Source organism: Paraburkholderia polaris, assembly GCF_012927345.1.
Taxonomy (GTDB): Bacteria; Pseudomonadota; Gammaproteobacteria; order Burkholderiales; family Burkholderiaceae; genus Paraburkholderia; species Paraburkholderia polaris.
Genome location: NZ_JABBGJ010000031.1, coordinates 106309 through 131876 on the forward strand (window position 1 = coordinate 106309; position 25568 = coordinate 131876).

The window sequence follows — 25568 nt, forward strand, 5'->3', positions numbered from 1 at the left end:
CAGTCACGCCGCGACCGGTTGTGCAGCGCTGCTCGGCAGCACGTCGAGGAACCCGGCGTAGCGTTCCCAAAGGCTCGGACGCCGCTCGATGTTGCGGGCGAGCTCCTCGCGGGTCATGCCTTCGCGCACCAGATCCATGAAGGTCAGGTTTGCGTCAGCGAGATTGCGTTGAACCTGGTGGAACACTTGTTGCTGGGTCGGCATGGCGGACTCCTGGAGTGAGATGGCATCGCATGACCTCGCTCAGGTGCTTCCAGCACGCGCGAGGTCCATACAGGTCAAGGACGAGAGCTGCATCGCGCTCGTTGTGAATGTCGAAGCAAATTTGTTGCGAAACCCCGGCCACAAGGCGAACCCAGGGGTCCACCACGAAGCGGTCATCGACAACGGCGAAGTCGTGGCCCTCGGGATGAAACTCTTCCCGTTCGGCGCGCGAGGTCGGGTTGTCTACGTTGGCAAAGCCGACGATGACCACGCGGTCAGGCAACGCCCGGAAAACGTGGATCGCGTAGTTCGTGCAGACGGTCGCAGACAGGCCATCAGGAAAGACCGAGACCAGATCGGGGCAGTCGTCGCCGAGCGCCTTGTAGAGCGTATCGCCCTCTTCGAGCGACATCCGGCGGCCGTCGAGGTCGCTGAATTCAATCTTGAGGGAGGCGTCACTGCCGAAGCGCTCCTCCACGTACTGCGCGAAAGAGGCAGATGAGATGGTCATGGAAGCATCCCGGCTGAGGCAGCATGAAGCGCCGAGGCCGGCGCACCCGCTGGGCTGACAGGGAGATAAGCGGTTAAGCGCGAGGTGCGCTCGTCCACCTCGGTCTGAATGCGCACACGGGCGTACTGCTCCGCCGCACGCATGGCGGCTTCGCAGCGCTGATGGGTCTCCCCTGTTTCAGACACCCACTTGCGGCCCACACGACGAAGAGCAATGAACTCGCGGCCCGTCCGGTTAAAGAGGGTCAGCCGGTCCACCGGCGGCTCCATTCGCCAGATGAGATCCAGCGGATCTGGGTAGACGTCCGGATAGGCGGCGCTACAGCAGACCCGCCCGGTCCCGAGGCGAACCTCGACGATGCCTCTGTCGTACATCTGCGCAACGATGCCAGGATAGCCATTGCAGATGACGCGCTGGCCTTCCAGGAAGAAGAACGGGTGACCGATCGCATATTCCGCTGCGGCCCAGATATTTAGATCCATAAGGTGCTCCTGGATAAGGCGGGAGCACTACCCAGGACGGGAGTGACATCCCGCGGGGAAGAAATAAAAAAAGCCGCGTAAGCGGCTGGTCGATGCGCCCTGGGCGCGGGTTGTTTTGTGAGGATAGGCCGACTTCGGCATGCCGCTCGCTGGAAAGCTGCAGCAACCAAGGGGCCTTTCGCTGCACGGCGCCGTGCGCGGCGGCAGAAATGCCCGCCCACTCCAATGTCTGGAATGGGCGGGCAGGTATCACGCAATCGGGCGCTGACGATACTAGTCTTTGCTCGTATCGCGCCCCTCGGTCTTCAAACAACCCGAGATGGCAAGTCCCTCGTATTGACGCAGAAGGAAATCTCCCGCCGCGTTCTTGCTCGTGACGATAAGCACGCCAGCCGGCTTCTGGACGCGCACGACCGTCCAGACCTCTCCGGCCGGAACGACTTTGCCTCGCCCCACGGTCACACTCGCTTCAAGCGTGAACGTCTCGCCATGCATCAGCCTGTCGATCGGGACGTTGATTCGTGACGCCCTGGCGAACCCGCTACGGGCATTGTCGAGACCGTAACGCCTGGCCTCGTCGTTCGAGATCGCTCCGCTCTTCAGGTCCAGCAGCAGCGGATACAGCAGCGCCGCAGCGGCCATCGGATCAGAGATCAGGTTCGTGGCAACTTCGGCATCGTTGGAGGTAAAGAGGTCAGCCGCTTCGCCGGGCATGTTGCCTTGCATGTGGCCGACTTTCACAAGTCGAAGACGAAAGAAACGTTCTAGCGTCGTGAGCTCGTGATCGATCGCTTCCGCTTCCTTGACGAGACCGAATGCCTTCTTCGCAGCTTGCCCGACTGTCAGGTGCGCGAAGTCTGGATACTCGAACGAGGTATGACTGTGTTCCATCAGGCCGCTCAGTGCCGTGCGGAGATCGGAGTCCGTGTCGTAGAACTCCCCGACCGTCGCGCTCTCTGGATAGCGCCGAAGCACTTCGAGAGCACTGTACTTGGCGATCTCATCCGAGGCACTGACTTTCCGACACTCGACGCCGTGAAGGTAGAGTTTTGACCAATAGGCGGTATCAGCCAGAAACGCGATCGCCGCGTCGTCCGCGTCCGCCGGAACATCAAGATCGAACCACTGCACATCATCGTCACTACCGCGGGCTGAGCGCTCCTCCCGCGACGAGTACCACTCCACAGGACCGACCCCATCGCCGGGCTCGATGCAATAGACCGTTTTCAGTGTGGTGTTCTGCTTTTCCATTTGTTGCTCCAGGGATAGAAGATAGAGCAGCCCCTTACGGGGCGTGCCCGCAAGGGATAGATGTAACAGGGGCTGTTAAGCGCCCTGCGTCGTGTGCGTCGGCAGGATTGCCTTTGCACGTTCCTTGAATTGCTTGAGGATCTCGATGGTTGCGTCCACGTCGGCGAGCAGGTTGCCGTTGTAGCCTTCGCGAAGTGCACAGGACCAGCTCGCACCGAGTTCCTGCGTGGCAGCGAGAGCGGCATAGCCCACGAGGTCTCCCGGGAAAACGGTCTCTCGCCCGGGTTCCGTTACAGCGATTTCTCGCGTGAGATCAGCACGGCGCGGAAACGAGATGCTCCTTGCAGGCACCCAGTCGTCTTGACCCGTTAGGCCCGGATCGTAGAGACGGGTCTTCAGATGCTCGCTATCGTCAGCCTCGTCGACGAGAGCGCCGACGATCTCCTCCGCGTACTCGGCGTTGTGTTGACGAAAGTCGCTGTGAAGATTTACCTTCTGTTCCGCCTGCGCGATCGCATCGACTTGCGACGTAGCACTGGCGACTTCGACCGGCACGCGAACCACCGCATAAAGGTGAACGCGGTAGGCATGACCACCGGTCGGCGTGGTAAGCACCTGCGGCATCAGGACTTCCCAGTCCACCTCGCCATTGACTGTCATCGGCAGGCTCTTCGTGTCACCACGAGCCTCTGCAACACGCGTTCCCTCTGCCAGAGCGCGGTCGCGCTCCAGCAGGCTGAACTTGCGTCTGTCGCGGCCTGCTGCAGTTGAAAAGACAGCAGTTCCGCCGTGGTTGCCCGCCATCCCGAAGGTCGAGATTTCATAGCAACGCTCGAACGTCGAGCGGTGCGCTTTCCCTTCGATGATGACGTGGCGTTTTGCCCACGCCTGAATATCGGCCTCGGTCTCGACTCGCGTCTTCGTCAGGAACAAGCCGTAGTAACTCATCGCCCAATTTTCATTATGACGCTCGCGGCGCAGATCGATGACTTCGGGGATGTCCCGCCAGTCCCAGTCTTTGCCATCGCTCGTGCCACCGCACGATCGACCGTGCGGCGCCCCGCCGGGGTCGGTATTGACTGACACCCATAGTTCGTCGCGGAACCAGCGATAGTCGACAGACCACGGTTCCCCGGTTCCAAGACGGCGACCAGTTGCCTTGAGCGCAATGGGTGCCTCCTGTTCCGTCAGGTCCGGAATCTCCACGACGATCTCGCCATCGCGCTTCAGTTCATTGCGCGGCTTGCGGCACCGCGGCGGGATGACACTCTCGTCGTAGACGAAGAGGACCTTAATAAATTTTCTCATAACGTGCTCCCAAGAAAGGATATGACGGAGCACACCCCTGCCGGGGGTTCGTGCCCCGAGAGGGTTAAAGGGAAGGAGAGACTTACTGCGCGGTCGGCCCGAAGGCAGCTCGCTTGATGTGGGCTTCCTGCCAGGCGATCGCCGCCGGCAAGTTGCAGTCGCAGTGAAAATACAGGTTGTACGCATCCCTGATGCCGAGGTCGAACCGCTCCATCAGGTTGTCCACCTGCGTCATGACGACCTGGGTGTCCGGCCAGACAAATCCGGCGTGTTGCTGCTGCTTTGCCATGGCGCACCTCCTGTGTGCCCAGTCGCACCCACACGGGCGCGAACCAGCGTGCGTTGATCGGAAATAAGGGGCTTACGCGAGCTCCCCGGCGAGCACTAAGCGAGTGACATGAGGGCACGCGCAAAGTAATGGGACATGAGGCTGCCGTCCGGGTGATACACGGCGAACAGCAGTTCATTGCTTCCAAACTTTCCGTTCAGGGTCGTACGGAAAACGTCGATCTTCAGACGTCTGCCAGTCAGCTCTTCTTCAAGGAGGTGTCCCCTCAAGGCCTCCTCCGTCAGTTTTGCCGATGTGAACTGGCGTCCGAATTCGATCGCGCCAGGCTGGCGGAACCGCGGGTCACTGCCGTCGACCAGCTCTGCTTCGTTGGCCGGGTCAGGGATATAGAGAATCTGGCGGATCGGTTTCGCGAAGGTATCGCCCTCGAACATCGAGCGAACTTTCGCCAGACGATGTGCGTCGTGGAATGCTGCGTCCGCATAGGACTTCAATATGGTGTCGGCACCTTCGCGGAGCGCTGCATCGGGCGCCTTTTCTCCCGCCGAGAACCGCGGCGGTCTCGAAAGCGCCCCAACCGCAATCGTGCGACCAGAAGCCACCGTGAGACATCCATTGCTCTGCCGACGCCGAATACAGAACGTATTCGTTGAGCGAGGACAGCGCGGCCCGCGCTCGACCGAGCTTCAATTCGAGTTCCCCGACCATTTCCTTCAGGTTCAGCTTCTCGGCATGAAGGCGTAGATCAAGCAGCGGCAGCACGGATGCAGCGAGACTTTCGGCAATTGCGTCGCGCTGCGCGCGGAGCGTGTCAGCGAGTTGAACGGCCGTCACGAGCGTGATTTGTGTTGCGTTGACGGCGTCTTTGGAAACGCTTTGAGTCATGATGAATTCCTGAAGAAAATGAAGCCCGGACACGCTTTCGCGACCGGGCTCAGATGGAGAACGCCTGTCCGCGCGTTGCGGATGAGCGTCGTTTGAAGTTGGCGATCTGCTGCGACCTACAGGTCCAGTTGCAGCACACCGACCGACCGCTCCTCCTCGTTCGCCTCAATGCACACCAGTTCTGAAAGCGCGTCGCTCCACGTATGGCTGCCGCGCGCCGTCTTGCAGTTCCGGCAAACCCGCCACATCTCCGGATCTTGCCGATAGAGTTTCAGGCCTTCGTTACCCGGAGCGATCGCCGCGCACGTTGCAACAATGTCGGATTCACTAACCGGCACATTCTCGCTTTCCGCGACGAGCGAAACGGCCTCGGCCAGTGAGTTAATGCCGTAAGGAAATCCGAAAGGGGGAAACGGCGGCCGCGAGCGTTTCAGGACGAGGGCAACCAATAATGCGATGGCGGGAGTGACTTCCGCCTCTGCCTGGTATGCCTCGATTTCCGTCTTCAGTGCATCCGCCTCACTCGGCGGGAAGTACAGCACCGCGTCAGTACAGGCTTCGACGGCCGAGATAAATGCAGGGCTGTCGATCGTGTCCGACTCAAACTTGCCGCCGCTATCGTCTATAGCGGCCTGCAGCCCGAAGCCTCCGTGACCAACCACCAGGCGCTCCGTATCGATCGCCATACTTTCAGAGCAGGTTTCCGGACCCCATTGGAACTCTGTGAAATAGAGGTGAGCCTCGGTGAGGTCGTGCTCGTGAACCAACTCCGTAAGTCGCGCAACCTGCTGTGCGAGTGCCCGGCCATCGTGGACTTCGACCCACGACGGACTCGGGTGCATGGTGTTCGTATTGGCTACGAAAATGACCTTCAGCGGTTGCTCGCGGCTGGTTTTGGTAATGGACATGATGTGCTCCTGGATAGAGCGGGAGCACTCCCCTGGACGGGAAGAACTTCCCGTGGGGGTGGGTATGAAGATGGCCGCATTTGGGCCGGGTCGATGCGCCAGAGGCGCGGGTGATCTGCTGAGAGTACGCCGCTTCGGAATTACATGTAGCCCCGAATGCTGCTCGAAACCGTGTGGCTTTCCGGCTGTAAACGACAAAACCGCCAGACCCTTTCGGGGCATGGCGGTTTAGAACATGAGATGTGCGGGTGGCGCTCCGCAGGATCAGGACACACGGGGCGTATTGCGATGGAAAATGCGACTGGTGCGATTCAGACCCGGTCTCGCGCAGACGGCCCGCCAGCTAAAATTCGATCGCGAACTGCTCCTGCTTGCCCGCAGTTTCCGTCTCGACAGCCACGGTTCGATCCGACTGAGTCGGCACACGGAAGAAGACGTGGGTCGTGGCGATACCGGTGCCGGCGCACTTGAAGGCGCCAGCTGCGATCTCCGTCACCGTTGCGTTGTGAGCGGTCAAAAATTCACGAAACGCGACGGCCCGCCTGTTCGAACTGGTCTCCCATGCGGTAGACATGATTGTCGAAATACATCCACCTGCCTTGACGAACCTGGCCATGTGCAGCACATGGGTCACGTCAAGCAGCCGGGAGAACGGCGGGTTTGCCACGACGACATCAAACAACCCGATTTCTTCCGGGTTGACCTGCAGAAAATCCCGCTCCACGACGTCGTAGCCCTTCTCCCGAAGCACACGGACAGAAACCGGATCGTCCTCGATCAGCACAAGCCGGGCTCCAGCCGATGAGGCAACGTCTGCTAACGCGCCGTGCCCCGCAGATGGTTCGAGTACCCGCAATCCAGCGAGATCGCCCGGCGCGCGGCAGACCCGATGCGCTTCTTCCAACGGCGTGAAGAACGCTTGCCGTTCCTGTTTCCGGTTAGTCACTGAGCCCGACCGCAAATCTGAAAGCACTGTTGCTGCATCAATTCCGTTCGGGAAGCGGAATGCTCCGCGATCGTAAAGTCCGCCGCCTTTGATAATCAGGCTCTTGATTTCGGCGTAATGCACCAGAGCCTCCTCAGGCAGAACGATGCAACCATCTTGCTCCGTCAGAAGTGCCACTTCGCCGTCGAGCGACCGCGTGCCTACGCCGGGCTTGCCTTTGGTTGCCGGTTGCCCCGTGACCTTCACGGACGCAGCCGTTGAGCTTGCACAGTGAATCTGATAGCGACCTTCATCCGCAATGATAGAAAGGGACTCGCCAGCTGCAATATCGGGCACACCGATATGAATCAAGCCCTCCCGGATTTGCAACTCGGCGTCGTCGTAACCCTGCCGCTGGTAATACAGGTCAGCCGCACGAGTGTTTGAAAGTGGCATGTACCAATGATCATGCTTCCCTCTTCGTAAAATGAGTTGAAAAGGGAGCGCTCCCCTTCCGGGGCCGCGCCCCGGATGGGAAAGAAAGATTGAAAGTAACTCCGGCGATCAGCTATTCAGCCACTCGTCGTAGGTCTTGATCGGCCAGCCGAGCGCTTGCGCGTTGGTCTGGTAGATCTGATATTCATCGTCGTTCGTGCCGCGAGCTTGCGTTTCCCAGTCATCGGCTGGCACGAGGGTCGAATCGTCCATGTACTGCTCGTAGCGAAATACCGTTCCCGCTAACCGGCTTCCTGCCAGTCACGCGAGAGGTCGAGGTTGGGCTTGGTGAGCGGCAACGAGCGGTATGCGCGTTGTCCGACAAACCACCGGATATGGGCCGCCGCACGCTTACCGAGGGTATGGCGCACAACGCGGTACCTCCGCTTGCCGGCCGGCGTGAAATCGGCGTCCGTTGCGTAGATCACGAGCGTCTTGCCCAGCAGGGCCTTGCACGCACTCTGGTAGCGTTCGAGATCGAAGGTCTGATCCATCGTCAGGCCCCCGCACTCATGAGCCCAGCGAGAATCGCCTTGACGCTCTCCGTATGGTCCTCCGGTGCGTAACCCGGAAGACAAGTCAGGATCGCGTCAAGCTGCTCGGCGTCCTCACGGGCGATCATTTCGTTCAGGGCCGCGGCCACCTCGCCGCGCACCCACCCCGCCGCTTGAAGCGTCGCGGTGAAGTACACGACTTCACGACAGGCCATCACGCAGAACGCGCCAATCCGGTGCGCCTTGAGCGGATTTGAGTCCGCGAAGATCAGCGCATCGAGCTTGGCCTTGCGGCGAAGCTCCTCGTTCCCCGTGGGATATGCGAACGTAACCAGCGAGACTGACTGCACGAGCACGTAGCGCGACCATCCGGTGTGGAGCCAGGCATCGTGCTGGCACAACGACCAGCCGCGATGCATCGACATCGCCTGCTCTTCCCAGAGTCGCCGAAAGCGCGGGTCGAGATCCGAGAACTGCGGATAGCTTGTCCCCGGCAGCACCGACGGATCGGGCACCCACTCGATTTCGACCTGATCAACACCTGCCCGCGTGACATCGCGCGTCGCGTAGTCCCAGATCCCCTGCTGCTTCGCGAAGCGGGCCGCAGCGGTCGACGTGTCGAAGTGCATCAGCGCCGTGCTGCCTTTGAATTGAGCATTATTGGTATGCATGTGTGTCTCCAAGGTTGGACGGCGGAGCACCCCGGCGGGATGCCCCGCGGGGGTAAGAGGTGAGGAAAGACGCGTACTACCCGACGTGCTCGCAGGACACTGCGAAAGGCAGGTCGTCCGTGACTGCCTTCTTGTCAGCGACACCGCCGAGAGCCAGGTAAGCCTCGCCGTTCTTGATGTAAGCGACCCGGTGAACGATCGACCGCTTCATGCGTGCGGCCTTGCGGCGGCCATCCGTCAACGTGATCAGCTTGTACAGCCCACGGGCCGTCAGCCCGGTCTCGTCGCGAACGACAGCGGTCGAAGGCACGCGCTCGAAATAACGAATCATTGCTATCTCCAAGGTATGGACCCGGAGCAGCCCCCTGTGCGGGGCATGCCCCGCAAGGGAAGGAAACGATCAGCGAACAATCAGGTCCGTGAGTTCGGCCGGTTGCTCTGCGTCCCGCTTCAAAACGTAGGTAGTGGTCTGTTTGCCTTCATTCGCGGCCAGGAAATACTCGGACGCAAGCCAGGCAAGTCGACGCATGCAGTAGTCGGCGCCCAGACGGGTGTCGCACTGGTGAAACCCGGTACGAAGCGCCTTTTCAAAGGCGGCTTCGGTATCGGCGTCCAGCGCGAGCGTGTTGATGCGGACTGTGTCCATGACGAATGTCTTGCCGCCGTCCGATACGAGCTCCGCGATCGGCTCGTCGCCCTCGATGTCGTAGACCGCCTGATCCGCGCTGTCATATCGATAGCGCATCAGCAGGATGTCGTCGGCACCCGTGTTGCCATTCGAACTCGAGTACATGTAGGCGAGAGCCTGCTGGCGGATCCCTGCTGGACGCTGGCCCGACCGCTGCTCAAACCACTCCAGCGCGTTCTCCTGCAGCGCGACGGGCAGAAGGTGCTCCGCCGAAGTACCGTACGAGTGGTACGAGTAACGGTTCCGCGCGCTGTGTTGTGGCGCGAGCGAGCCCGCCTGGTAAAACAGCTCGCCGATCGCGCGTGACGAGTCGATATGGGCTTCCAGATGACCATGACCGAACGTACCGTTCAACGTTGTGCCGAAACCCTGTCGCTGTAGCATTTACGTGCCATCAGCGAACACGATCCCCTTGCCGCTACGCGGAACAACATCCGTGAGGTTGAAGTGATTCATGAAGTGCTCCAGAGGTAACGTCCGGGGAGCACTCCGCATCGGGAAGTGATCCCGATGGACTGTTGAAATAAAAATGGCCGCTGAGCGGCCGGGTCGATGCGCAGGAAAGCGCGGGTGGTTCAACTAGGGTAGCGATACTTGCACCCAAAATCCTTCGGAAAGCTTCTCAAATGTGTACGGCTTTCCGGCATTTTCCTTTTTCTCGAAGAGCGCCGCGGATAGCTCTTCATGCTTACGCGCTTCTCTGTTTTGCTTTCGCTATGATTTCAGATGTAACTAATCCACCCGGAAGCTCACTGTTTGGTGTCGTCATTCTTCGTTTGGTCGTACATCCAGATTACCGACCCCCCAAAAAAGCCGATGCAACGCACACCCAAGCTGCCACGTTTCCTGCAACCGGGGCAATTGCAGAACGCGCCGCCGCGCCGCGCGAAATCCCGGCGAAATGCAGCATCTTTTGATCCCTCAGCTTGCCGGTTTAGCTTTACCTTGACTCTGCATAGGCGCGGGTACTCTGGTTCGTACCTATTCAAACCTCACGGAGCCGAAAATGCTTGATGCTAGAGTTGCGCACAACATCGTAAAAGACAACCTGCCGCTTTACGTTGAAGAACCGCAGACCCTGATTACCCGCGCGTTCAATTTCACGTTCGACCATATCAACGCACTTCGCCGCCGCGGGGATCTGACCTCCCGTAACCTCCGCCGCATGGTCGAGCGTCGCGTTCTACCGACCCTTAACGCGCGCGGCTACGGTGCATGGCTTTCCGACGTTGATGGAACACCGGTCCTGCACTGCGTGGTCACCGCCGGCAATGCTACCCTTGGTCTACTTTCGCACGGTTTCGTCATACGCCTGACAGACGGCCGGTGCATCGATAAATCCCGCATTTCCATCACGCCGCATGCGATCGCCCGTTTCCTGCAACGTACAGATAACCCCGACTTCAAAAGCATCATTCGCTCGCTCAAAGTAGCCCTCCTCGTCGCAGAGTCGCTGCGAACGTCGTTTATCGATGCTGGATGCAAGCAGGTCGCGATTCCGGCCGGCGACGGACTCTTCGTTGGCCAGTTCAAGGAGGAGGTCCCGGAACAACGTGACCCACGTGCCCCGCACACCACTGGCGATCTTCCCGCTGAACGTCTGCCGGATTCCGGCCACCTTTGCCTGGAGCTCAGCACCTGGTTCGTGCCCGGCGGCAACGGTCGCGAGAGCCCGTGGCGCAGGGTGAAGACGTACTACGGGATGAAGCTGCGCAAGCTGGACAACCTTCCGGCTAGCGAACTCTGCAACGAACTGCGCCAGACGACCTCTCGCATGCTTACTGCGCCGACCATCACAGAATGCTTTCCCTTCCTGCAGGACGCGCATGAGCGCAGAGACGACATTGTGGAAACCACATGGCGGATGGCGCGAAAGCAGGCATCGCAACCTGAGCCCGCCTCACTTGCGGCCTGAAGCAGCGTTAGCCCGAATCCCAAACCCGATATATGGCAGGCGTCGATGCCGGCTCCCGAAAATGCTCACCTCATCACCGACTCGCCGGCAGGAGATACGTTGAACGTACATCCTCTCTCCTTCGGCAGGCTTTTCGGCATTTCTATCTGTCGTTGGTGTCGTTGTTCACGTACATCGACTGGATGCCCACCCGACCTGGGCCTGTGAAGCGATTGACCGTGAAGTTAAACCCTGCCGCAAACAAGCCACTCGACAGCCGGTCGACTACGGTATCCATCTTGACTTGCGGATCTTTATAAAGCCAGCCGCCCGGCTCGACGTCTATCGATTCCCCGGCAGCGAGGACTTTTTCGAACACATTCCCATAGCCGTGCAACCAGAGCACCCCGTCTTGGGCATGTCCGCGAAACTTGTCGATGAAAAACCCGGTCTGGCCGAAAAGCATGTTCGATATTCCGCGAATCCGCTCGAATGTGTATTCGATGTTAGCCGTCGCGGCGAGGAATTGATGTTCCCGCACATGAAGCTCCTCGCCGGCGCGCAGGTGAATCGGCACCACGTGCCCGGCACCGTCACGACTGAACGCGATAATCCCGTCGCCGCTCGCTTCCGTAACGAACACCTGCATACCGGCAAGCATGCGCTTGATCGCCCCTTTGACTGGCTTGATGCTGATGCGGACGCTCGGATTTTTCCAGAGGAGAATATGGTGCTCGAAGTAGACCGGCTGATTCGACACGTCAACCGACAAGACCGGGACGAGTTCGCCGCCGATGTGATAGGTGACTCCGCCGAAGGTCTCGTCGGAGGCTGCAGTCGGCAAGATGCGCGGTAACTGATTCATTTACTTTATTTCCCTGTTAGTGCACGTGATTCCACGCTTCTGCGATAGGCGCTAAAGAGATCGGTAACCTCTCCGCAGCCGCTAACGCCGAAGTTCCTGTCCTATCTTTTGCGTGCTCGCTCGATGACTTCATCAGCGAGGTTCGCGGCATGGTTAGCTTCATTCGCCGCGCGTTGAAATAGCCGAACATCCAACTCGCCAGAAGCAGCCCGAAGGCAAACCACGCCCCAGTGCGCTTCCAGATGCCCGGATACAGCCCCTCGTGCCCGGTTCCCACAAGTAGCAAGTCAAGAGCACCGGTGACGCCGAAAAAGAACACCGCGATGCCGGCGAACGCGCTCGACCATCGGATGAACCTCGCAATCCGTCGCCGCATGGGGAGGCTTTCGCTGGACCATCGTCGAGTCACGTTCGTCATCCTTCTGTGGGATCTCGAAGGACGTCACTGGCCCCTCGTCGCGCGCGTGCCAACGAATATCGCGAAGTCCTTTCCAGTGTCATTCGGCCGCCTTGACACAGTCGCGCTGTCGCCGCCTGAATCGCGCCTCGTCCGGACCGAAATCGCTTCCGAATGGCTTGCTCTGCTTTGTCATTGGGTGCTCCTTGGTCGCGCTTTCCAAAAGTTGTATAGTGCCGGCCGCACGCCTGCCTTGGCTGGTACGTGGGTCAGGCCAAACCTTGCTCGGCCCGCACAAACCGCAGTGCTGCAGACGAATAGTCTTCACCGTAATCCACCGCGATTTTCCCATCGGCCGCCAGCTTCCGTCCTAGCTCGGTCAGACTGAGCATCTGGGGAAGGAGTTTGCGCAAGGAAGCCATATTCGTGATTGCGATGTCCACGTCCATCGCGAACTGGTCGAGCGTCTTCGATTTGTCGATTGCAAAGGGATCGGGGCGATCTACACCATCTTTCTCGCTTTGCAGCTTCTGGCAAAGTGCGAGCAATTCGATTCCGCGTTCTACTTGCGCCTCGAAATCCATCTTTTTTCCTTAAAAATCAACAAGACCGCAATACAACTTCCATCCGCGCCAGCCTCTTCCTCTAAAAAACCCCTTTCAAATCAGGGGCGGCACTATACGACTTTATTTTTGCTCATCACGCTTCGGTAATTTGCTCATAGGTGTAGGTATTCATCGTTTTCCTATCTTTTCGCAGCTCGTGCGATCACACTTCGCGCCAGTCCGTCAGCGACTCGCTCCTCTATAACGCGTTCGTCGAGCGACGTTTCCTCAACGCGAGTAGCGATAGCGTCCAGAGCGGCAGGCGTTCGGCTGAAAATCACGCAAGTCACATCTTCGTTCTGCCCGCCAATCCTCGTGTTGGTAGTCACCGTGCGAACCGCTTGGTACAGGCCGCATTCGAGCATCGCCTTCGTCGCGGCGGCCATCATCTGTTGCGCTGTCTCAATATCCATGTGAGCCACGTCAGGTCCGCTCTATCTGGTAATGATTCACGCTGTCAGCGCGCGTCTCAGGCCCGCAACAATGAAGCCGAGGCCTAGCAGACCGCAAATACCAGCACCGGCAGCATAGGCCAGATGACCTTGAGTCGCCGCCAAGTGTCCGAATACAAGGCCGAGTGCAAGAAACATTGCGGACGAAACGAAATTTGCGATTGATTTCATGGTTTGCTCCCGTTTTCCGATCCGTTTAAGCCCCGGCTTTGGCCGGGACGGAGACGATTTCAACCAGCGTTCCGGGCTTAACGTCCGCCGTGCTCATGCCCCACGTGCGCAGCTCTGCGTTCCACGCCCCGGTGTAGCTCTTGACCTGACATGACTCGTTGATCCAGCCGCCATATGCGCCGATCTCACGCGCGTACTCGGGCGCGTCATCGGTCGATACGACGCGATCACTTATCACTAGGGACATGCCGCTACGCGGCGACGCGGGAGTGATGATGAAAGCGGTTTTCGTGCGTCGGCCAGTGAAAGTCCCCGCGCCGTGTGTTGCCGCCTTGGAAGCATCAGCGAAGTCGCACGAAACCGCGTCCTTCGCAGACATGGCCCACGCCGGTCCCAAACACGGATCATGGCTTGCCTGGGCGGGCGCAAGACCGATTAGCGCCAAAAGTGCCATCAACATCGTTAGTCCTCTTTTCCGATTGGTCAGAGACGCGTCCAGCTAACCGTACCGTCTTGGTTTATGTAACCACACGGTAGCTCATCGTCGCGGAACACGATGGCACCATCTTCTCGCAGAAGGAGTTCGGCAAGCACCTTCTGGCTCATCTCCTCACCCGGCACGTCGGCGTGCGTCAACGGACGCCTCGCGAGCGATCGGAGTCGGCAATATTCCTCTTCCGGGATTCCACCGATGAAGAGTTGCGTTTTGACAAGGGAACCGCTATCGGAAGAGTCGGCCCGACTTTCGCCCAGCACCAACAAGGACCCTGCATTCCTCAGTGCTTCCGCAAGTTCAGAGCGACGCGTCTCGCTCACGGGCTCGCCGTTCTCATCGGTGATCGAGACCGATGCTTGCATCGCGACCACTCCTGAGCTTCGATCTGTAAATTTCGTCATCTTGGCTCTCTTTGTTGCGCAGCCGGGGCCGCTTTTCCGACCTTTAATAGCTATGGAGTATGAAGTGACGAACGAGCGATACCGTCATCCCAATAAGACCGAACGCGCAGAGGATCACGGCAACAGAGGCCATCGCGATCATCTGGAAACGCTCGCCACGCGACGAGGTAGCTTGGTTCAAAACGGCCATGACTTCGCCCACATCCACAGCATTTGCCCGGTGTACCCGGTAATGCGTGTCGCTCACGCGCTCGAATAAATAAGTGTCGCCGCCCAGGGTCGTTTCCCCGGCGTTCTTGAGCGCTTGCATCCATGTTCGACTTCCCCGAGTGACGTTGGCTTGCTCAACAAGCCATTGCTCGATGTGTTGTCTCGGGTAGACGCGGTCATTGAGTAAGTCCATGATCTTTTCCGACCTATCGCAGAACTTCTATGTTTGCGTCCCCGTGCATCTGTCGCGCTGCGCGGACGGCTTCCGAAATTGTTGCGTAGTGTCCCCGAGAGCCGAATGCCGATGCGCCGCTCGATGAGGTCACCGAGAAGGACCATCCACCCGATTCAATCGGAACAATGCAGATCGTCCTATCCGGAATATCGACCTCGTGGATACCCGCGTAGGTGCCGTGGTTCTCGGTTCCATCGTCCACTTCTTCCCCGATTTCGAAGTCCGAGGGATGTTTCCCCCGCAGGAGCCGGGCGACGTGCTCGCTATCGTCCAAATCACCACGGCGCAAGACGTCAACGAGAACGTCCTGCAGGAGATTGGCTGAGTCGGCCGCCAGCGTGTGCGGCTCGCTGAGGTAGACGTCAAGCTGGTCATTGACCCCGACAACAAAAGCCGAAGCGGCGCCATGCGCGGATCGCTCGCTGGCCGGGGGAAAATGGAACAGATGAACGGTCGTTCTCATAATGCTTAAAACCTTCTCGTCTCACGGCTACCGGCCGTTCGCGGGGCGTTTGTGCGCCGGATGCTTTTCCGACTTATTGGGCGCGACGCGCCCGATCCACGATAGATGCCGCGAGTTCAGCGGCGACAGCGGCCTGGGCCGATTCTTGCACTCCATGCTCGCCAATCCGACCGCGCTCCTCGCCCGTCGGAATCAGCCGCGCGACAACTGCACCAAAATTCACCTGTTCCCCTGAAGGGACTGTTGCTACACCATCCTCGAAAAAGATAACGCCATCCCGAAGGTATAGCCATCGAAGGGCGTCCGCGCCACGGGTTGCAGGAGGGTCAGAGTCAGGGGTTCGATGTTTGATGTGCAGATAGATGTGCCGGTGAACACAGCCTCGCAGACGACTCAGTTCCCGGTCGCGAACAGGATCATCCGAGCGGAAGGGATCGCCCTGTTCAAGTTGCAGCAGTCGGCGAACAAACACAAATCCAGTCAGGAGAATCCCTGCCAGTAGGCCAGCGAATGCACCGATGATAAAAATCCCCACGTTCTGCCCCTTGCCTGTTTTCCTATGAGCTGGCCAGTGGCCGATGCTTGCGGTCCAAACGATCGAATCGAGCCGCCGCGAATGCAACGTAGACCCGGCCCACCGTGTTGCCGATGAACGTATTCGAACGTGACGCCGTGAAGGAGTATTGGTCGCGCTCTTGACCGTCCGCTTCCATGACCTTTCTGCTCTCGATAGCCGTAGAAAAGTGCTCGCCGTACCAACGATTAATGAGCGCGACGCCCATCGCGGCTAGTAATGCAAGCAGCGTTGCAATTGAGACAACCATAGTAATCAAAGTCATGACTAAGTTTTCCTTGGTCAATCTTCGTCCCAGTAGTCTTCGAGGTTCACGCCCTCGACTTCGGGATGCACGCGCTTGATTGCATCGTATGCAAAAGCGCGTGCGGCGTCATCGGTGGGGAAAAACAGAGGCTCGACGTACGGGCTCTGATATGGCTTCGAGATCCCCTCGATCAGGTCGAACTCTCTGCCAAAATCCACTTCGATGAACCAGCGTCCATCACGGCATCCGACGAGATTCAGCGACGAGTCTGGATACCCCTTCTTTGTTGCCCATTGGATTAGTCCGTCGAGATGCTCGTGTGCGTTCGTGTCAAACATCACGTGCGTGTTCGCTTGCTCTTCCTGTCTCATCACCGTTTTCCGGGTTACTGCGCTTTGATAGCCAGCGTCAGGTGTTCGACCTTCTGGACGCAGACCGTGATGCCCAACGCGCCATTCTGTTTCGTCGCTCCGGTCGGGCAAGTCGGATGCGTGCTTGCGTAGACGTTGGCCCCGACGAACACCACAGCGCCCGATGCGATGACCGCTGCCGCGATCGCAAAACGTTTCTTTCTGGTCATATTCATGTTCCTGTTTTCCAGTGCCGCGCGAGGCGGCGATTTTCCGACCTATCAGGATTCTTCCGACACGCGCCCCGGCCATGCCACTCGTGGTCGTCCTCACGGCCACATTCCAGCGAAACAACAATCCTTCATGTCGTCCTCGCTTTTCCGTGATCTAGTTCCGAATCTCTTTCGTCTCGCTCTCGCGCCACGCTTGACGAATAATTGCCGTCATCGTTTCGATGATGGCCTGTCGATCTTTTTCCCCGACGCGTTCCAGATGGAATGCTTCTTCCAACGGCGCACCGTGGTCGTCGCTAAGTTCGTGGGCGATTGCGCGAGCGGCCCGGTGCGCCCAATCTTCCGCAACTGGCGGATTCTGCGCCGGATCGAGATGCCAGTTTTCTCTTTGCCACGCTTCGCTCGCGTCAAAAGGCCGAGCATCACCGCGCGCAAGGGCGCGAATCGCCATATCTGCCAAGGTCATTGCCATAAGTTATTTTCCCGGTTACTTGCGCGAGACATTGGGAGGGAGCGACGTTGCAATCAAGTGCCCCGATTCAGCGGCGACGCGGAACGCCTCGGCGTTGCCCTGTGCAAGCGAAACCTTGCAGCCTGGGTGCCCACTCGAAAGCAGCTTGAGATATTCGTCGCCAGTGAGCCTAAGCGCGTCATATTCAGCACGGTCAACGTTGGCTGCATCGACCGGTGCGAATGTTTCAGTCTTGTTCATTTGCTGATTCCCAACCGGCTTCCGGCCAGTTTGCGGGGCGCTTGCGCGCCGAATGATTTTCCGTGGTGTGAGGTGTACGGCTATTCTTCAAGCCAGTGCTGAAACACGATTATCGGAATCCCGTCCGGATCGTCAACGCTTTTGGTCAGGACATGCCCTCTGCTCTCGGCACGGTTGTCGAACTCGAATACCGGGAGCGCTATCGTGTCAAACTTCTCGCGCTCACCAATGACCACGTAAACCGGTATGCCATTCGGGCTTACGTCAACAGCGTCAGTGCGTTTCGTCCGTGCCATCGCTCGTTACCTGATTTCCTGTTTTCCAGTCCGCCGACGTCGGCCGGCTTTCCCGTCGTGACTATCGCTGGAGCTCGTCTAACGCGTCATTCCAGAGGTTCATCATGCGGGCCGCATCGGCGCGAGAGGCGGGGCTATCCGGCCCCATGACTGCGACGGTCAGTCCACTGTCATCCTCTGCTTCGAGCATCACCCAAGGTGTGGTTGGGTCAGCCACCGCGAACTTCGGAAGTCGAGACGTGATCTTTACGCGTGTCCGCGTGAAATTCGATTCATCAATCTGCATATCGCCTTCCGGTTAAGGTTGCCACGGCAGCTTCTTGCGAGTGTCCGACCGGGGACCGTTCGGTTTAAAAACATGAAAGACCGCTATTGCAAAGAGAGCGAGGCCAGGCACAGCAATAATCCAAGCCATCGCGTAGTCTGATATGTACATCGTTACAATCCTCATCTGCCTACCGGCCAGTACGGGGCGCGAGTGCAGCGATGCTTTTCCGAGTTATCGATTCGAGTTCCACGCCTCAGTCCACTTCGCAAGTTGAGCCTTCGCCGTGCGGTAAGCGTCCGTCTCGAATCTTCCTGCCAGAACGAGCGCTCGCACTTCATTGCGCTTGCTCTCGATAGCCTCGCCCAGCGCCTCCATCACGCGGTCCTGCGGTGGCCGAACATCGACGCGCCTAGCCTTCTGTACGGCGTATTGCGCGACAATCTGCGCAAGCACCTTCTGGTTGTGAGTCATGCGATGCTTTTCCGTTATCCGCGCGGTGACTTGTGGGCGCCGAGCAGGTAGTTGTTGTTGATCCACTGCTTCGCCCATTCAATGCCGCGTTCGTAGGCTTGGGCTCGATAGACGCGGTTGCCGAGGTCAGTGAAGATGAACCGCTCGTCACCACGCGAGACGATCACGCCCGAGACGAAGAGCCGCTGATTCGCCAAAATGGTCGGTGACGCCTCGATTTTCCAGCCTTCGTACTCCGCGAACCGGTTCACGCGTTTCATGGCAACCTCCGACTGCAGATTCGTTTGATCTACTACGAGCATACCAGGGAAAGCGTGTCGATTTCACCGTTCGACGCGTCGCGCAAATCAATTTCCATTTTGATCATTGTCCTTTTCCTTGCTCATTCAGTGACGGCTTCCGAGCGAAACTGGATGCTTAGTGAAACCATCGAATCCTTTCCGCACGACGGACAAGTGACCTGATCGACAAAAACCAGACAGATCGCCTTCGGCGCAGGCGCCCGCTGCTGCGCTTTCGAAGCGATTGTGTTCCTTGCACCAAGGACACTTCCAGTCGTCAATGGAGATGGTCGGTCGTGGCATTTCGCTTTTCCGATTCAAAACGGTAGTACGGGGTGTGCTTTCTTATACGCCTCTTGCCGAGCCATTCCGCGCATATCTTCGGAAAGCTCCAGGCACCGCTTTTCGTCGGTGAGAACGTGGCCAGTCGGTGCATTGCGACAACCCCAAAATACGCCGGCCGTCAACGTATCAACTTGTTTGCTCGCCATCGCGCTTTTCGTCGCCGTGAACGCAATGAGCGCTCCGAGTAACAGCCCAGCAACAGCACCGCAGACGAACGTTTTATTGAGTCTCATGCTTTTCCGCTTCGTTAATCGTGACTGCCGTTTATGCGATATATCGTGTTGTCAATTTCTGCCTGCGCCTGCTTCAGGTGCGTACACAGGCGTCGCGGCCCTTCTGAGTCGCCGCATTTGCTCTCTGCTATCGCCAACTGAATCTGGTCGTTCGCGGCACGAGCGGCCGCCAGCTGCGACTCTTTGTCGTCGTTGGACGTTTGATGCTGGCTGCAACCATATGCAAGCGCTGCGACGAGCGCAACGATGTAATTGGCGGTCCTCATCCACTCGGACCAGTATCTCCGTTGATGGCAATGTGCGAGATATGCCAACCCGTATCTGTTTTTCGTACATTGAGAGTCACGTTCGAACCAAATCGCCGGGTATAGAACTTAAATCTGAAGTCACTCATTTTGCCTACGTGTCCATCCGGCTACCGGCCGATGCGGGGGCGCGACGTGCGCCGACTACATTTCCTATAGGTCAGGATGTTGGCGCAGCCAGTTGCGAAACCGCATCATCTCCTTTGACATCGTGCCGCCGAGCGGTACCACCATCGGCGCAGCTCGCATAATCATCGACGCAGGGTTCAGACGATCAACTTCGTAGGTCGTCTCGGAAGCATCGTTTGCGTGCTTGGCCTGATTTCTTGGCGTGTTTAGGATTCGGAGAATCATATTTCGATGCTCTTCGTCCGTCGCGGTATCAGTCTGGCCTTTGTAGAAGTCAACGACAAAATCAACCGCATTATCAAGACCAGCGCGGCTGGATAGCTTGCCTAAAATCTCTTCCGCTGCCCCAGCCAAGGTAAGGGACGACACATAGTCTCGTTCGAGAAAAAGCCGGATTGCCGCGTCTAACTGCCTGGTCGCGACCTCAAGCTTGCTTACGACTGTTGAGGCCGCATCATCGTCATCGCGCTGCTTGATCGCTCTCAAGACCCGCTGTGCCGCAGTGCCGCGCCGTTTCGCTTCGCCCATCGTGCAAACCCTCCGTCTTTTCCTAGTCTTCGAAGGGGATATGCTCACTGCCGCGCGATTGCATCCCGAGCTTGCCCTCGCTCCCCATCGCGTCCTGCCATGCGATCATCGCGTCTGCGACTGCATCCTGATCGCCGCTGAACGCCAGCACGGTTTCACCGCATGAAGGACAGATACCGCCGAATGCGGCACGGATGCCCTTCATGTTCCGGGTGTCCATAGCATCAAAGTCGGTGAAAGCTGTTTTGCAAGCGCCACACACCAATTTTTCGGGGCGCAGTGCATCTGTCTTTGCTTTCGCTTGTGCGATGCGTTGCTCTTGCGTACCGCGTCGTTTTGCTTGTTGATTTCCAACAATTATGTTCGTGAAAACCGCCCCAGACAAATCAATAAGTTAGGGCAGGCCAATTCTCAGCTCAAGTTTGTGAAATGCACCGTCCCGCAAACATGCTTCGACAAATATGTTTGTGAAAACCTTGCCACGCCAAGGCACTTGTCGCCGCTTTCAGTCGCACTGCTCGCGGTCTCAGGGATAGTACTGGTCAGACGTGCCCGAGCGCGATTTCACGTACACGGGCAGTTTTTCTCAAACATATTTGTCAATTCACAAACATAATTGTCGCCGATCACTTGTCCCATATCTGTTCCTTCTTGCGCGGAGCGAGCCGCTTTTCCTATGCACCAGGTTTGCGCCAAGGTGCGGCCTTTACAGCGCCTTCTGCGAGCGACAAAACTTGGTCAATGTCGATCACCACTTGCTTCGCATGCGGAGCAACGAACCCGTTCAAGCCGCTCGGATACCGGCCGCGGAATGGCGGGGCGTGGAGCGCATTCAAGCATTCACACCAGTCAGGCGGTGAGTTGGACATCACCCCCACGTTGGCCGCAGCTTCCCACAGTGCATTGAGGTCGTGTCCGAACGGCTTCTTGCTCAGCTCTGACGCAGCCCACCCCGTTGTCCAGAGCAATGCCTTCAGTCCTCCCTCCAGCGCCTGCGCAGCAAGCAGGGCGCCGGGAAGCGCAGTCTCAACCCTGCGTTCCGCCAGTACATGCGCGCCATACCAGAGTTGCCGTGCCGTCAACACGAAGCTCTCGCCATCGGACGGCGGCCTGAAAGTGAAATCAGCGACAGTCACCGCGATGCTTCCAGTTATTTTCGGTAGATCGCTCATTTCATTTTCCTATGGGCCGTCGCCTTGTATTTGCAAGACGACGCGAGGGATGTTGTTTCGCGTTCTTCAAATACCGACGGAGGTAACCGACTCCCTTGTCACTGCGACCTTTTCGTGTTTGAGCACCGTCCGGCTTGCGTGTCCAATGGGGCCGAGACCAAACGTGATGGCGTTGCCGTCGACCTTGTAAATCTCCCGCACACGTTCCAAACGCCAAGTCTCGTCTCCGTTCCTTGAAACGGTAAAGTGCCCCACTCTAATTTGTTCGCCGAGAACGCTCACAACATCTGGCTGTGTGGAAGTGCTCATCATTGCCGTGTTAAGCACAGTAGGCCATATCTGTCTCGCGGCCTCATGAGCCTCATGCGCATCAGCGCCGCCAACAATGCTAAGAGCTAACGGCATGCCGAGCGACTGGGGAATATCGCGCGCGATCGAAAATTGGAGCTTGTGGTTCGGCAGCGCAGCGATCAACTTGTCCTGATAGAGCTGATGGTCAACGCCTCCTGCACGAAGGGTCCGTTGGTCGAAAGCGATACTGATGATGTTCGGCATGTGGTTTTCCATAACTTGTCCTTTAATTCGCACGCAAAAATCGCTGCCCTGTTTTCCTTCTTATGCGGCCGGAGCCGCTTTTCCGTCCCTTCAGTTACGCGTCTCGAACAGCGAAGAAAACCGTGCTGCGTACGCAATGCTTTCCAATCTCACGACCAAGGGCGCGAGAGTTTGCGCCACGGTCGGGGGCAAGCCAGCGCGGGTAACTTCCGTCTCGCTCGCAGCCGCGATGAAGTCCTTGATGACGGCCCGATCCGGCAACGTACAGGCGAGCATGAATGCCGCGTGACGTTCTTCATCATTCAGCTCTGTGAATGTGAACTTTCCGAGAGTGTGCGCCAGATATTCACTAGCTTCGGCTTCGATTTTGCCCATGTCCTTTTCCTATCCGCGCGCCGCTATCGCGGCGTTGAGCGCTTCGATCACACGGTGAATAAACGCGCGATCAGTGCTCGTAACCGCAAGCGATTCCCCTGATGACGTTCGCAGGACGACGTGATGGTGGTCTTTGTTAGCCTTCCAAAGAACAACCGCAAGGCCCATGGCGACGACTCCGAACACGATCGCAAAAATGTTGGTGTAGCGAGCGAACAAAACTAACCCGCCGACAACTCCAGACAAGATCGCAACACCGCGTCGTGCGGGGTCGGCTTGCTTGACCGATGTGATGCCGCTCAATACGTAGGTCTGAGACTTCACGATGAAGCGAGCATTGGTAACCGTGATACCGCTTTCGTGCAAAAAAATGGTTTCATCCATAGCCATCCCGTTTAGGCCAAGACACATCACTTAAAAAACCCTACCCATCGTTAATGGTTCCGGCCGGTGGAGGGCGAAGTTCGCGGCAGAGTCTTTTCGGGTTAGGCGCGGGCCGCGCGAACCAATTCTTTCAGCAACAATTCGGCAACGTTCAACTCTGGCAACGCCCCCCGCTGGGTGCTCTTCGTCCCGTACGCCGAATGCACCGTCACGGCTCCTCCTTTGACCTCAAAGCGACCCGTGTAGAGCTTCCCGTCGATTGTGATGTTCAGTTCGTGCATGTTTTTTCCTTGTTTGGCCCCCGAGAAATTCCACACCCGCTTTTCCTACGCGTTAATTGCAGTCGTGTATACGTCGAGCTTCCACAGTACCGTGTATCCCTCGCTCGCCCCGATGTCTTTCGTTTGCTGCATCAGCGACTTTCCCGCATCGAGCGTGATCGATGCGGCATACGCTTCCGTTCCGGTGACCGCCAATACCATTGCGATAAATGTCTTTTTCATCATGGTCTCTTTCTTGGCTCCCTCGTCGGGACGCGCATTCGTCAAGTACTTTTTCTATCGAACCCGTCGCACAACGGAAAGCACTTCGCGGCCATCGGCGACGGTACATTGCTCTCCAACTGTCAAACTGTGTGCCTCAAAGCCGTGCATATCCGCGACGTTCGGTAATTGGACGCGTTGGCCGTCATCGGAGACGAGATTTTCGATTTGGACGACACGTGAAGCTTTCTCTTCCGCGAGAATCGAGACTCGCCCGTCTGAATCGCGCTCGACTACCGCAAGCTTCAATAAATCTGGCAGTGGTGACTTTGTATTTGGGACATCCCGTATCATGGTTTCCGGGGCTCCGCTTATCGGTAGCTCGACTCTCACCGGGTCCGACTCTTTGCCTTGGTGGTCCTTGAACACCACCTCAAACTCGACGGTCTGCACGTGGGCGAAAACGTCCATGGATAGTCCCACCCCTGCGCATGCTAACAGCGCGCCGACTATGCCAACCTTGGTCTTTTTGAACATTGATCTTTTCCGTTATTCGGGATGAAATTCTTGCGAGAGCACGTCATCGACGGCCCACGGCAACACTTCCGGGAACGCATCGAGGTCCAGCCCTGTTTCGTTGCTCGCCGCGCTACGCGCCTTCGACCAGACGATATCGAGCCAGGCAGCATCGCTGAACTTGCCGCGGAGGCTCGGGGCTTCGTCTAGGACGTAAGCGACTTCCTTGCGCTGCGTGCGGATCGTGAACTCCCAACTCTTGCTGCGGCGTGACGGCTGAAACTGCCACTTCAGCAAGTGAGCCAACAGGACTGACATACGGCTCGCCAACTCGCGCTGTTCGCTCTTGCCCACGTCTTCAATCTCCTCTGCGATGTGCTGAACGTCGATGGCGGTCAGCTTGCCCGCGCGCAGAAGTGCCGCTTGTTCATTAGCCCACGCAACTACGTCCTGTTCGTATCTCGTTCCCATGACCGTTCCATATCGAGACAATGATTAGATTATAGGTGCACATGTGCACTACGTGAACGCCCTTTCGAAGCCTTTCCGATAGTCTTTCTGGCATGCGCCAGAACGTTGTCGGGACACGCCCGACGCCGCGCACTGTCAGGTGCGGCGAGATATGCCTTCCACGTCGATAACGCGATGGGGAAGGCTTGCCCCCGGTTCAGTGCGGCGAGAGCTTCGGCCTGTGTGAGTCCCGCCTGTTCGATAAGGGAGCGCAAAGCGTTGCCGTTGTCCGTAACCTCGTTCATAGCCTGTCAAAAGTGGTGTACAAGTGCACCAAGAATAACATGGGAAACATTGATTAATAACGGCAAGGAAGGTGTTTCGCTTTAATCGAATTCGGCATCGAATGCCGATAGCGCGTCTAGTTGCTCGCGCACCGTGACGTCCAGGTACGGTGAGACGTGATCCAGATGGAATGCCCGAGCAATAGCTGAACGGTGTCCAGCGAGTGTCCTTGCGCGACAAGGCGGCTTGCAAAGGTTCGGCGGCCACTATGGCTGCTGTGACCGGCACCGAGGCCAGCGGCGCGGTACAGACTGGTGACATAGCTCTGTAGGCTGTCGGCCGCGAGGTATTCGACCGTCTCACCATCGAAGTTGACTCGGCGCTTGACGCTTAGCTCGAACGCGCTGCCTTTCTGTGTAAGGATCAGCCGGGTGTGGGGCATGAGGCCGCGATACTCCCGACGATCCAGGGCAACGCCCGCACCGCGTTGGTAACGCCATTCGATATAGCGGTCGAACAAGGCAATCGTGCGCGCATGCGCAAGGTAGACACAGCGGTTCTCCCAGTTAGCAACAGTGTTTCGCACTGGTGGAATGCCTGCAAATGGATGGTTAGATCTCTGCGTAGCAGATTGGCAACAGATTCGCTGCCTTTAGACTGGCACATCCTTGGCATCAACAGGGGGTGCCCTCAATAAACGGATTTTTTGATGGCGTTCCGAACGTCGCTGATCGACCCGGAAGAGACCACGGCGATTCCCCAAAACAGCCATTCGCAAGGATTATGCTGGAGGAACCCGAGCATGCCTTTTAAGTACGGCGGCGTAGCTTGCGCTGCTGCAGCGACACCATCCGTTCGATAATTTCTTCCGGCAGTTTGCGTTCCCGCGCGATCGCTACGCTGTCGCGACCTACCGAATCTGGAATCGACGGGTCTGCCCCGGCGTCGATCAACAAGGCCAACGTAGCGAGCCGCTGGAGCCTCGCCGCATAGAAAATGGGTGTCTCGCCATGCGCCCTGAGATTCAGTTCCGGTTTGGACTGCAACAGTGCACGACATACATCGTCGTCGTCGCGC

Annotated in this window: 45 protein-coding genes; 1 reads left to right on the forward strand and 44 read right to left on the reverse strand. The window is 58.0% G+C overall.

Annotation, left to right across the window (positions count from 1 at the left end; all coding sequences use genetic code 11):
* Nucleotides 1–3 precede the first annotated feature (3 nt).
* The 14 genes from HHL24_RS27000 to HHL24_RS27065 form a co-directional block, all read right to left on the reverse strand.
* Nucleotides 4–204, reverse strand: coding sequence for a hypothetical protein (locus HHL24_RS27000; protein WP_169488302.1), 201 nt, complete (start codon nucleotides 202–204; stop codon nucleotides 4–6).
* Nucleotides 155–715: a hypothetical protein gene (locus tag HHL24_RS27005; RefSeq protein WP_169488400.1), complete on the reverse strand. Its 561-nt coding sequence runs from the start codon at nucleotides 713–715 to the stop codon at nucleotides 155–157. Before HHL24_RS27005 ends, HHL24_RS27000 begins: the two co-directional genes overlap by 50 nt.
* Nucleotides 712–1197 (reverse strand): hypothetical protein, encoded by a 486-nt coding sequence (locus HHL24_RS27010; protein WP_169488401.1) that lies wholly within the window; start codon nucleotides 1195–1197, stop codon nucleotides 712–714. The genes HHL24_RS27005 and HHL24_RS27010 overlap by 4 nt, the downstream gene beginning before the upstream one ends.
* Before the next feature lie 273 nt (nucleotides 1198–1470).
* Nucleotides 1471–2448: a hypothetical protein gene (locus tag HHL24_RS27015; protein WP_169488402.1), complete on the reverse strand. Its 978-nt coding sequence runs from the start codon at nucleotides 2446–2448 to the stop codon at nucleotides 1471–1473.
* Nucleotides 2449–2523: 75 nt separating this feature from the next.
* Nucleotides 2524–3756 carry a hypothetical protein gene (locus HHL24_RS27020; RefSeq protein WP_169488403.1) on the reverse strand — a complete coding sequence of 411 codons (1233 nt, stop codon included), beginning with the start codon at nucleotides 3754–3756 and terminating at the stop codon, nucleotides 2524–2526.
* 82 nt (nucleotides 3757–3838) lie between these two features.
* The gene (locus HHL24_RS27025; protein ID WP_169488404.1) at nucleotides 3839–4045 is read right to left on the reverse strand and encodes a hypothetical protein; all 207 of its coding nucleotides are present in this window, start codon (nucleotides 4043–4045) and stop codon (nucleotides 3839–3841) included.
* Nucleotides 4046–4140: 95 nt separating this feature from the next.
* Nucleotides 4141–4647, reverse strand: a complete 507-nt coding sequence (locus HHL24_RS27030) for a hypothetical protein (RefSeq protein WP_169488405.1) — start codon at nucleotides 4645–4647, stop codon at nucleotides 4141–4143.
* Between the two features lie 399 nt (nucleotides 4648–5046).
* Nucleotides 5047–5838, reverse strand: coding sequence for a hypothetical protein (locus tag HHL24_RS27035; RefSeq protein WP_169488406.1), 792 nt, complete (start codon nucleotides 5836–5838; stop codon nucleotides 5047–5049).
* Between the two features lie 343 nt (nucleotides 5839–6181).
* Nucleotides 6182–7219, reverse strand: coding sequence for a hypothetical protein (locus tag HHL24_RS27040; RefSeq protein WP_169488407.1), 1038 nt, complete (start codon nucleotides 7217–7219; stop codon nucleotides 6182–6184).
* A gap of 108 nt (nucleotides 7220–7327) precedes the next feature.
* A complete protein-coding gene (locus HHL24_RS27045) occupies nucleotides 7328–7471 on the reverse strand; it encodes a hypothetical protein (protein ID WP_169488408.1) in 144 nt (47 codons plus the stop codon).
* Nucleotides 7472–7500: 29 nt separating this feature from the next.
* On the reverse strand, nucleotides 7501–7752 hold the full coding sequence (locus HHL24_RS27050) for a hypothetical protein (RefSeq protein WP_169488409.1): 252 nt from the start codon (nucleotides 7750–7752) through the stop codon (nucleotides 7501–7503).
* 2 nt (nucleotides 7753–7754) lie between these two features.
* On the reverse strand, nucleotides 7755–8423 hold the full coding sequence (locus tag HHL24_RS27055) for a hypothetical protein (RefSeq protein ID WP_169488410.1): 669 nt from the start codon (nucleotides 8421–8423) through the stop codon (nucleotides 7755–7757).
* Nucleotides 8424–8499: 76 nt separating this feature from the next.
* Nucleotides 8500–8754: a hypothetical protein gene (locus HHL24_RS27060; protein ID WP_169488411.1), complete on the reverse strand. Its 255-nt coding sequence runs from the start codon at nucleotides 8752–8754 to the stop codon at nucleotides 8500–8502.
* A gap of 69 nt (nucleotides 8755–8823) precedes the next feature.
* Nucleotides 8824–9495, reverse strand: coding sequence for a hypothetical protein (locus tag HHL24_RS27065; protein WP_169488412.1), 672 nt, complete (start codon nucleotides 9493–9495; stop codon nucleotides 8824–8826).
* Between the two features lie 622 nt (nucleotides 9496–10117).
* Between HHL24_RS27065 and HHL24_RS27070 the strand changes: the two genes are divergently transcribed.
* Nucleotides 10118–11026: a hypothetical protein gene (locus HHL24_RS27070; RefSeq protein ID WP_169488413.1), complete on the forward strand. Its 909-nt coding sequence runs from the start codon at nucleotides 10118–10120 to the stop codon at nucleotides 11024–11026.
* Between the two features lie 142 nt (nucleotides 11027–11168).
* Here the strand turns inward: HHL24_RS27070 and HHL24_RS27075 are convergent, their stop codons facing one another.
* The 30 genes from HHL24_RS27075 to HHL24_RS27220 all read right to left on the reverse strand — a co-directional run.
* Nucleotides 11169–11870, reverse strand: coding sequence for an AIM24 family protein (locus HHL24_RS27075; RefSeq protein WP_169488414.1), 702 nt, complete (start codon nucleotides 11868–11870; stop codon nucleotides 11169–11171).
* Nucleotides 11871–11886: 16 nt separating this feature from the next.
* Nucleotides 11887–12279 carry a hypothetical protein gene (locus tag HHL24_RS27080; RefSeq protein WP_169488415.1) on the reverse strand — a complete coding sequence of 131 codons (393 nt, stop codon included), beginning with the start codon at nucleotides 12277–12279 and terminating at the stop codon, nucleotides 11887–11889.
* Between the two features lie 257 nt (nucleotides 12280–12536).
* The gene (locus HHL24_RS27085; RefSeq protein ID WP_169488416.1) at nucleotides 12537–12851 is read right to left on the reverse strand and encodes a hypothetical protein; all 315 of its coding nucleotides are present in this window, start codon (nucleotides 12849–12851) and stop codon (nucleotides 12537–12539) included.
* Nucleotides 12852–13321: 470 nt separating this feature from the next.
* Nucleotides 13322–13495, reverse strand: coding sequence for a hypothetical protein (locus tag HHL24_RS27090; protein ID WP_169488417.1), 174 nt, complete (start codon nucleotides 13493–13495; stop codon nucleotides 13322–13324).
* A gap of 25 nt (nucleotides 13496–13520) precedes the next feature.
* Nucleotides 13521–13742 carry a hypothetical protein gene (locus tag HHL24_RS27095; protein ID WP_169488418.1) on the reverse strand — a complete coding sequence of 74 codons (222 nt, stop codon included), beginning with the start codon at nucleotides 13740–13742 and terminating at the stop codon, nucleotides 13521–13523.
* 236 nt (nucleotides 13743–13978) lie between these two features.
* Nucleotides 13979–14392, reverse strand: a complete 414-nt coding sequence (locus HHL24_RS27100) for a hypothetical protein (protein WP_169488419.1) — start codon at nucleotides 14390–14392, stop codon at nucleotides 13979–13981.
* Between the two features lie 43 nt (nucleotides 14393–14435).
* The gene (locus tag HHL24_RS27105; RefSeq protein WP_169488420.1) at nucleotides 14436–14795 is read right to left on the reverse strand and encodes a hypothetical protein; all 360 of its coding nucleotides are present in this window, start codon (nucleotides 14793–14795) and stop codon (nucleotides 14436–14438) included.
* 13 nt (nucleotides 14796–14808) lie between these two features.
* Nucleotides 14809–15300, reverse strand: a complete 492-nt coding sequence (locus tag HHL24_RS27110) for a hypothetical protein (RefSeq protein ID WP_169488421.1) — start codon at nucleotides 15298–15300, stop codon at nucleotides 14809–14811.
* A gap of 73 nt (nucleotides 15301–15373) precedes the next feature.
* On the reverse strand, nucleotides 15374–15835 hold the full coding sequence (locus tag HHL24_RS27115; RefSeq protein ID WP_169488422.1) for a hypothetical protein: 462 nt from the start codon (nucleotides 15833–15835) through the stop codon (nucleotides 15374–15376).
* A 22-nt stretch (nucleotides 15836–15857) separates the two neighbouring features.
* Nucleotides 15858–16139: a hypothetical protein gene (locus HHL24_RS27120; protein ID WP_169488423.1), complete on the reverse strand. Its 282-nt coding sequence runs from the start codon at nucleotides 16137–16139 to the stop codon at nucleotides 15858–15860.
* 17 nt (nucleotides 16140–16156) lie between these two features.
* Nucleotides 16157–16492 carry a hypothetical protein gene (locus HHL24_RS27125; RefSeq protein ID WP_169488424.1) on the reverse strand — a complete coding sequence of 112 codons (336 nt, stop codon included), beginning with the start codon at nucleotides 16490–16492 and terminating at the stop codon, nucleotides 16157–16159.
* Between the two features lie 14 nt (nucleotides 16493–16506).
* Entirely contained in the window at nucleotides 16507–16701 is a 195-nt protein-coding gene (locus HHL24_RS27130) for a hypothetical protein (protein WP_169488425.1), read from the reverse strand.
* A 157-nt stretch (nucleotides 16702–16858) separates the two neighbouring features.
* Entirely contained in the window at nucleotides 16859–17176 is a 318-nt protein-coding gene (locus HHL24_RS27135) for a hypothetical protein (RefSeq protein WP_169488426.1), read from the reverse strand.
* 15 nt (nucleotides 17177–17191) lie between these two features.
* Nucleotides 17192–17416 (reverse strand): hypothetical protein, encoded by a 225-nt coding sequence (locus HHL24_RS27140; RefSeq protein ID WP_169488427.1) that lies wholly within the window; start codon nucleotides 17414–17416, stop codon nucleotides 17192–17194.
* A 357-nt stretch (nucleotides 17417–17773) separates the two neighbouring features.
* Nucleotides 17774–17998, reverse strand: a complete 225-nt coding sequence (locus HHL24_RS27145) for a hypothetical protein (protein ID WP_169488428.1) — start codon at nucleotides 17996–17998, stop codon at nucleotides 17774–17776.
* 213 nt (nucleotides 17999–18211) lie between these two features.
* Nucleotides 18212–18451, reverse strand: a complete 240-nt coding sequence (locus HHL24_RS27150) for a hypothetical protein (protein WP_169488429.1) — start codon at nucleotides 18449–18451, stop codon at nucleotides 18212–18214.
* Between the two features lie 14 nt (nucleotides 18452–18465).
* Nucleotides 18466–18711: a hypothetical protein gene (locus HHL24_RS27155; protein ID WP_169488430.1), complete on the reverse strand. Its 246-nt coding sequence runs from the start codon at nucleotides 18709–18711 to the stop codon at nucleotides 18466–18468.
* A gap of 338 nt (nucleotides 18712–19049) precedes the next feature.
* Nucleotides 19050–19310, reverse strand: coding sequence for a hypothetical protein (locus HHL24_RS27160; RefSeq protein ID WP_169488431.1), 261 nt, complete (start codon nucleotides 19308–19310; stop codon nucleotides 19050–19052).
* A 458-nt stretch (nucleotides 19311–19768) separates the two neighbouring features.
* Entirely contained in the window at nucleotides 19769–20272 is a 504-nt protein-coding gene (locus tag HHL24_RS27165) for a hypothetical protein (RefSeq protein ID WP_169488432.1), read from the reverse strand.
* Nucleotides 20273–20294: 22 nt separating this feature from the next.
* Entirely contained in the window at nucleotides 20295–20630 is a 336-nt protein-coding gene (locus tag HHL24_RS27170; protein ID WP_169488451.1) for a hypothetical protein, read from the reverse strand.
* 316 nt (nucleotides 20631–20946) lie between these two features.
* Nucleotides 20947–21444, reverse strand: a complete 498-nt coding sequence (locus HHL24_RS27175) for a hypothetical protein (RefSeq protein WP_169488433.1) — start codon at nucleotides 21442–21444, stop codon at nucleotides 20947–20949.
* Nucleotides 21445–21510: 66 nt separating this feature from the next.
* Nucleotides 21511–21999, reverse strand: a complete 489-nt coding sequence (locus HHL24_RS27180) for a hypothetical protein (protein WP_169488434.1) — start codon at nucleotides 21997–21999, stop codon at nucleotides 21511–21513.
* Between the two features lie 90 nt (nucleotides 22000–22089).
* Nucleotides 22090–22374 (reverse strand): hypothetical protein, encoded by a 285-nt coding sequence (locus tag HHL24_RS27185; protein WP_169488435.1) that lies wholly within the window; start codon nucleotides 22372–22374, stop codon nucleotides 22090–22092.
* Nucleotides 22375–22383: 9 nt separating this feature from the next.
* A complete protein-coding gene (locus tag HHL24_RS27190; protein WP_169488436.1) occupies nucleotides 22384–22758 on the reverse strand; it encodes a DUF6232 family protein in 375 nt (124 codons plus the stop codon).
* A gap of 101 nt (nucleotides 22759–22859) precedes the next feature.
* Nucleotides 22860–23039, reverse strand: coding sequence for a hypothetical protein (locus tag HHL24_RS27195; protein WP_169488437.1), 180 nt, complete (start codon nucleotides 23037–23039; stop codon nucleotides 22860–22862).
* Nucleotides 23040–23084: 45 nt separating this feature from the next.
* The gene (locus HHL24_RS27200) at nucleotides 23085–23264 is read right to left on the reverse strand and encodes a hypothetical protein (RefSeq protein ID WP_169488438.1); all 180 of its coding nucleotides are present in this window, start codon (nucleotides 23262–23264) and stop codon (nucleotides 23085–23087) included.
* Between the two features lie 51 nt (nucleotides 23265–23315).
* Nucleotides 23316–23777 carry a hypothetical protein gene (locus HHL24_RS27205; protein ID WP_169488439.1) on the reverse strand — a complete coding sequence of 154 codons (462 nt, stop codon included), beginning with the start codon at nucleotides 23775–23777 and terminating at the stop codon, nucleotides 23316–23318.
* Nucleotides 23778–23789: 12 nt separating this feature from the next.
* Nucleotides 23790–24227, reverse strand: coding sequence for a DUF29 domain-containing protein (locus HHL24_RS27210; RefSeq protein ID WP_169488440.1), 438 nt, complete (start codon nucleotides 24225–24227; stop codon nucleotides 23790–23792).
* A gap of 400 nt (nucleotides 24228–24627) precedes the next feature.
* Nucleotides 24628–25077: a tyrosine-type recombinase/integrase gene (locus HHL24_RS27215; RefSeq protein ID WP_329606752.1), complete on the reverse strand. Its 450-nt coding sequence runs from the start codon at nucleotides 25075–25077 to the stop codon at nucleotides 24628–24630.
* Nucleotides 25078–25300: 223 nt separating this feature from the next.
* Nucleotides 25301–25568, reverse strand: a 268-nt coding sequence (locus HHL24_RS27220) for an ankyrin repeat domain-containing protein (RefSeq protein WP_206003039.1), incomplete at its 5' end; no start/stop codon positions are given.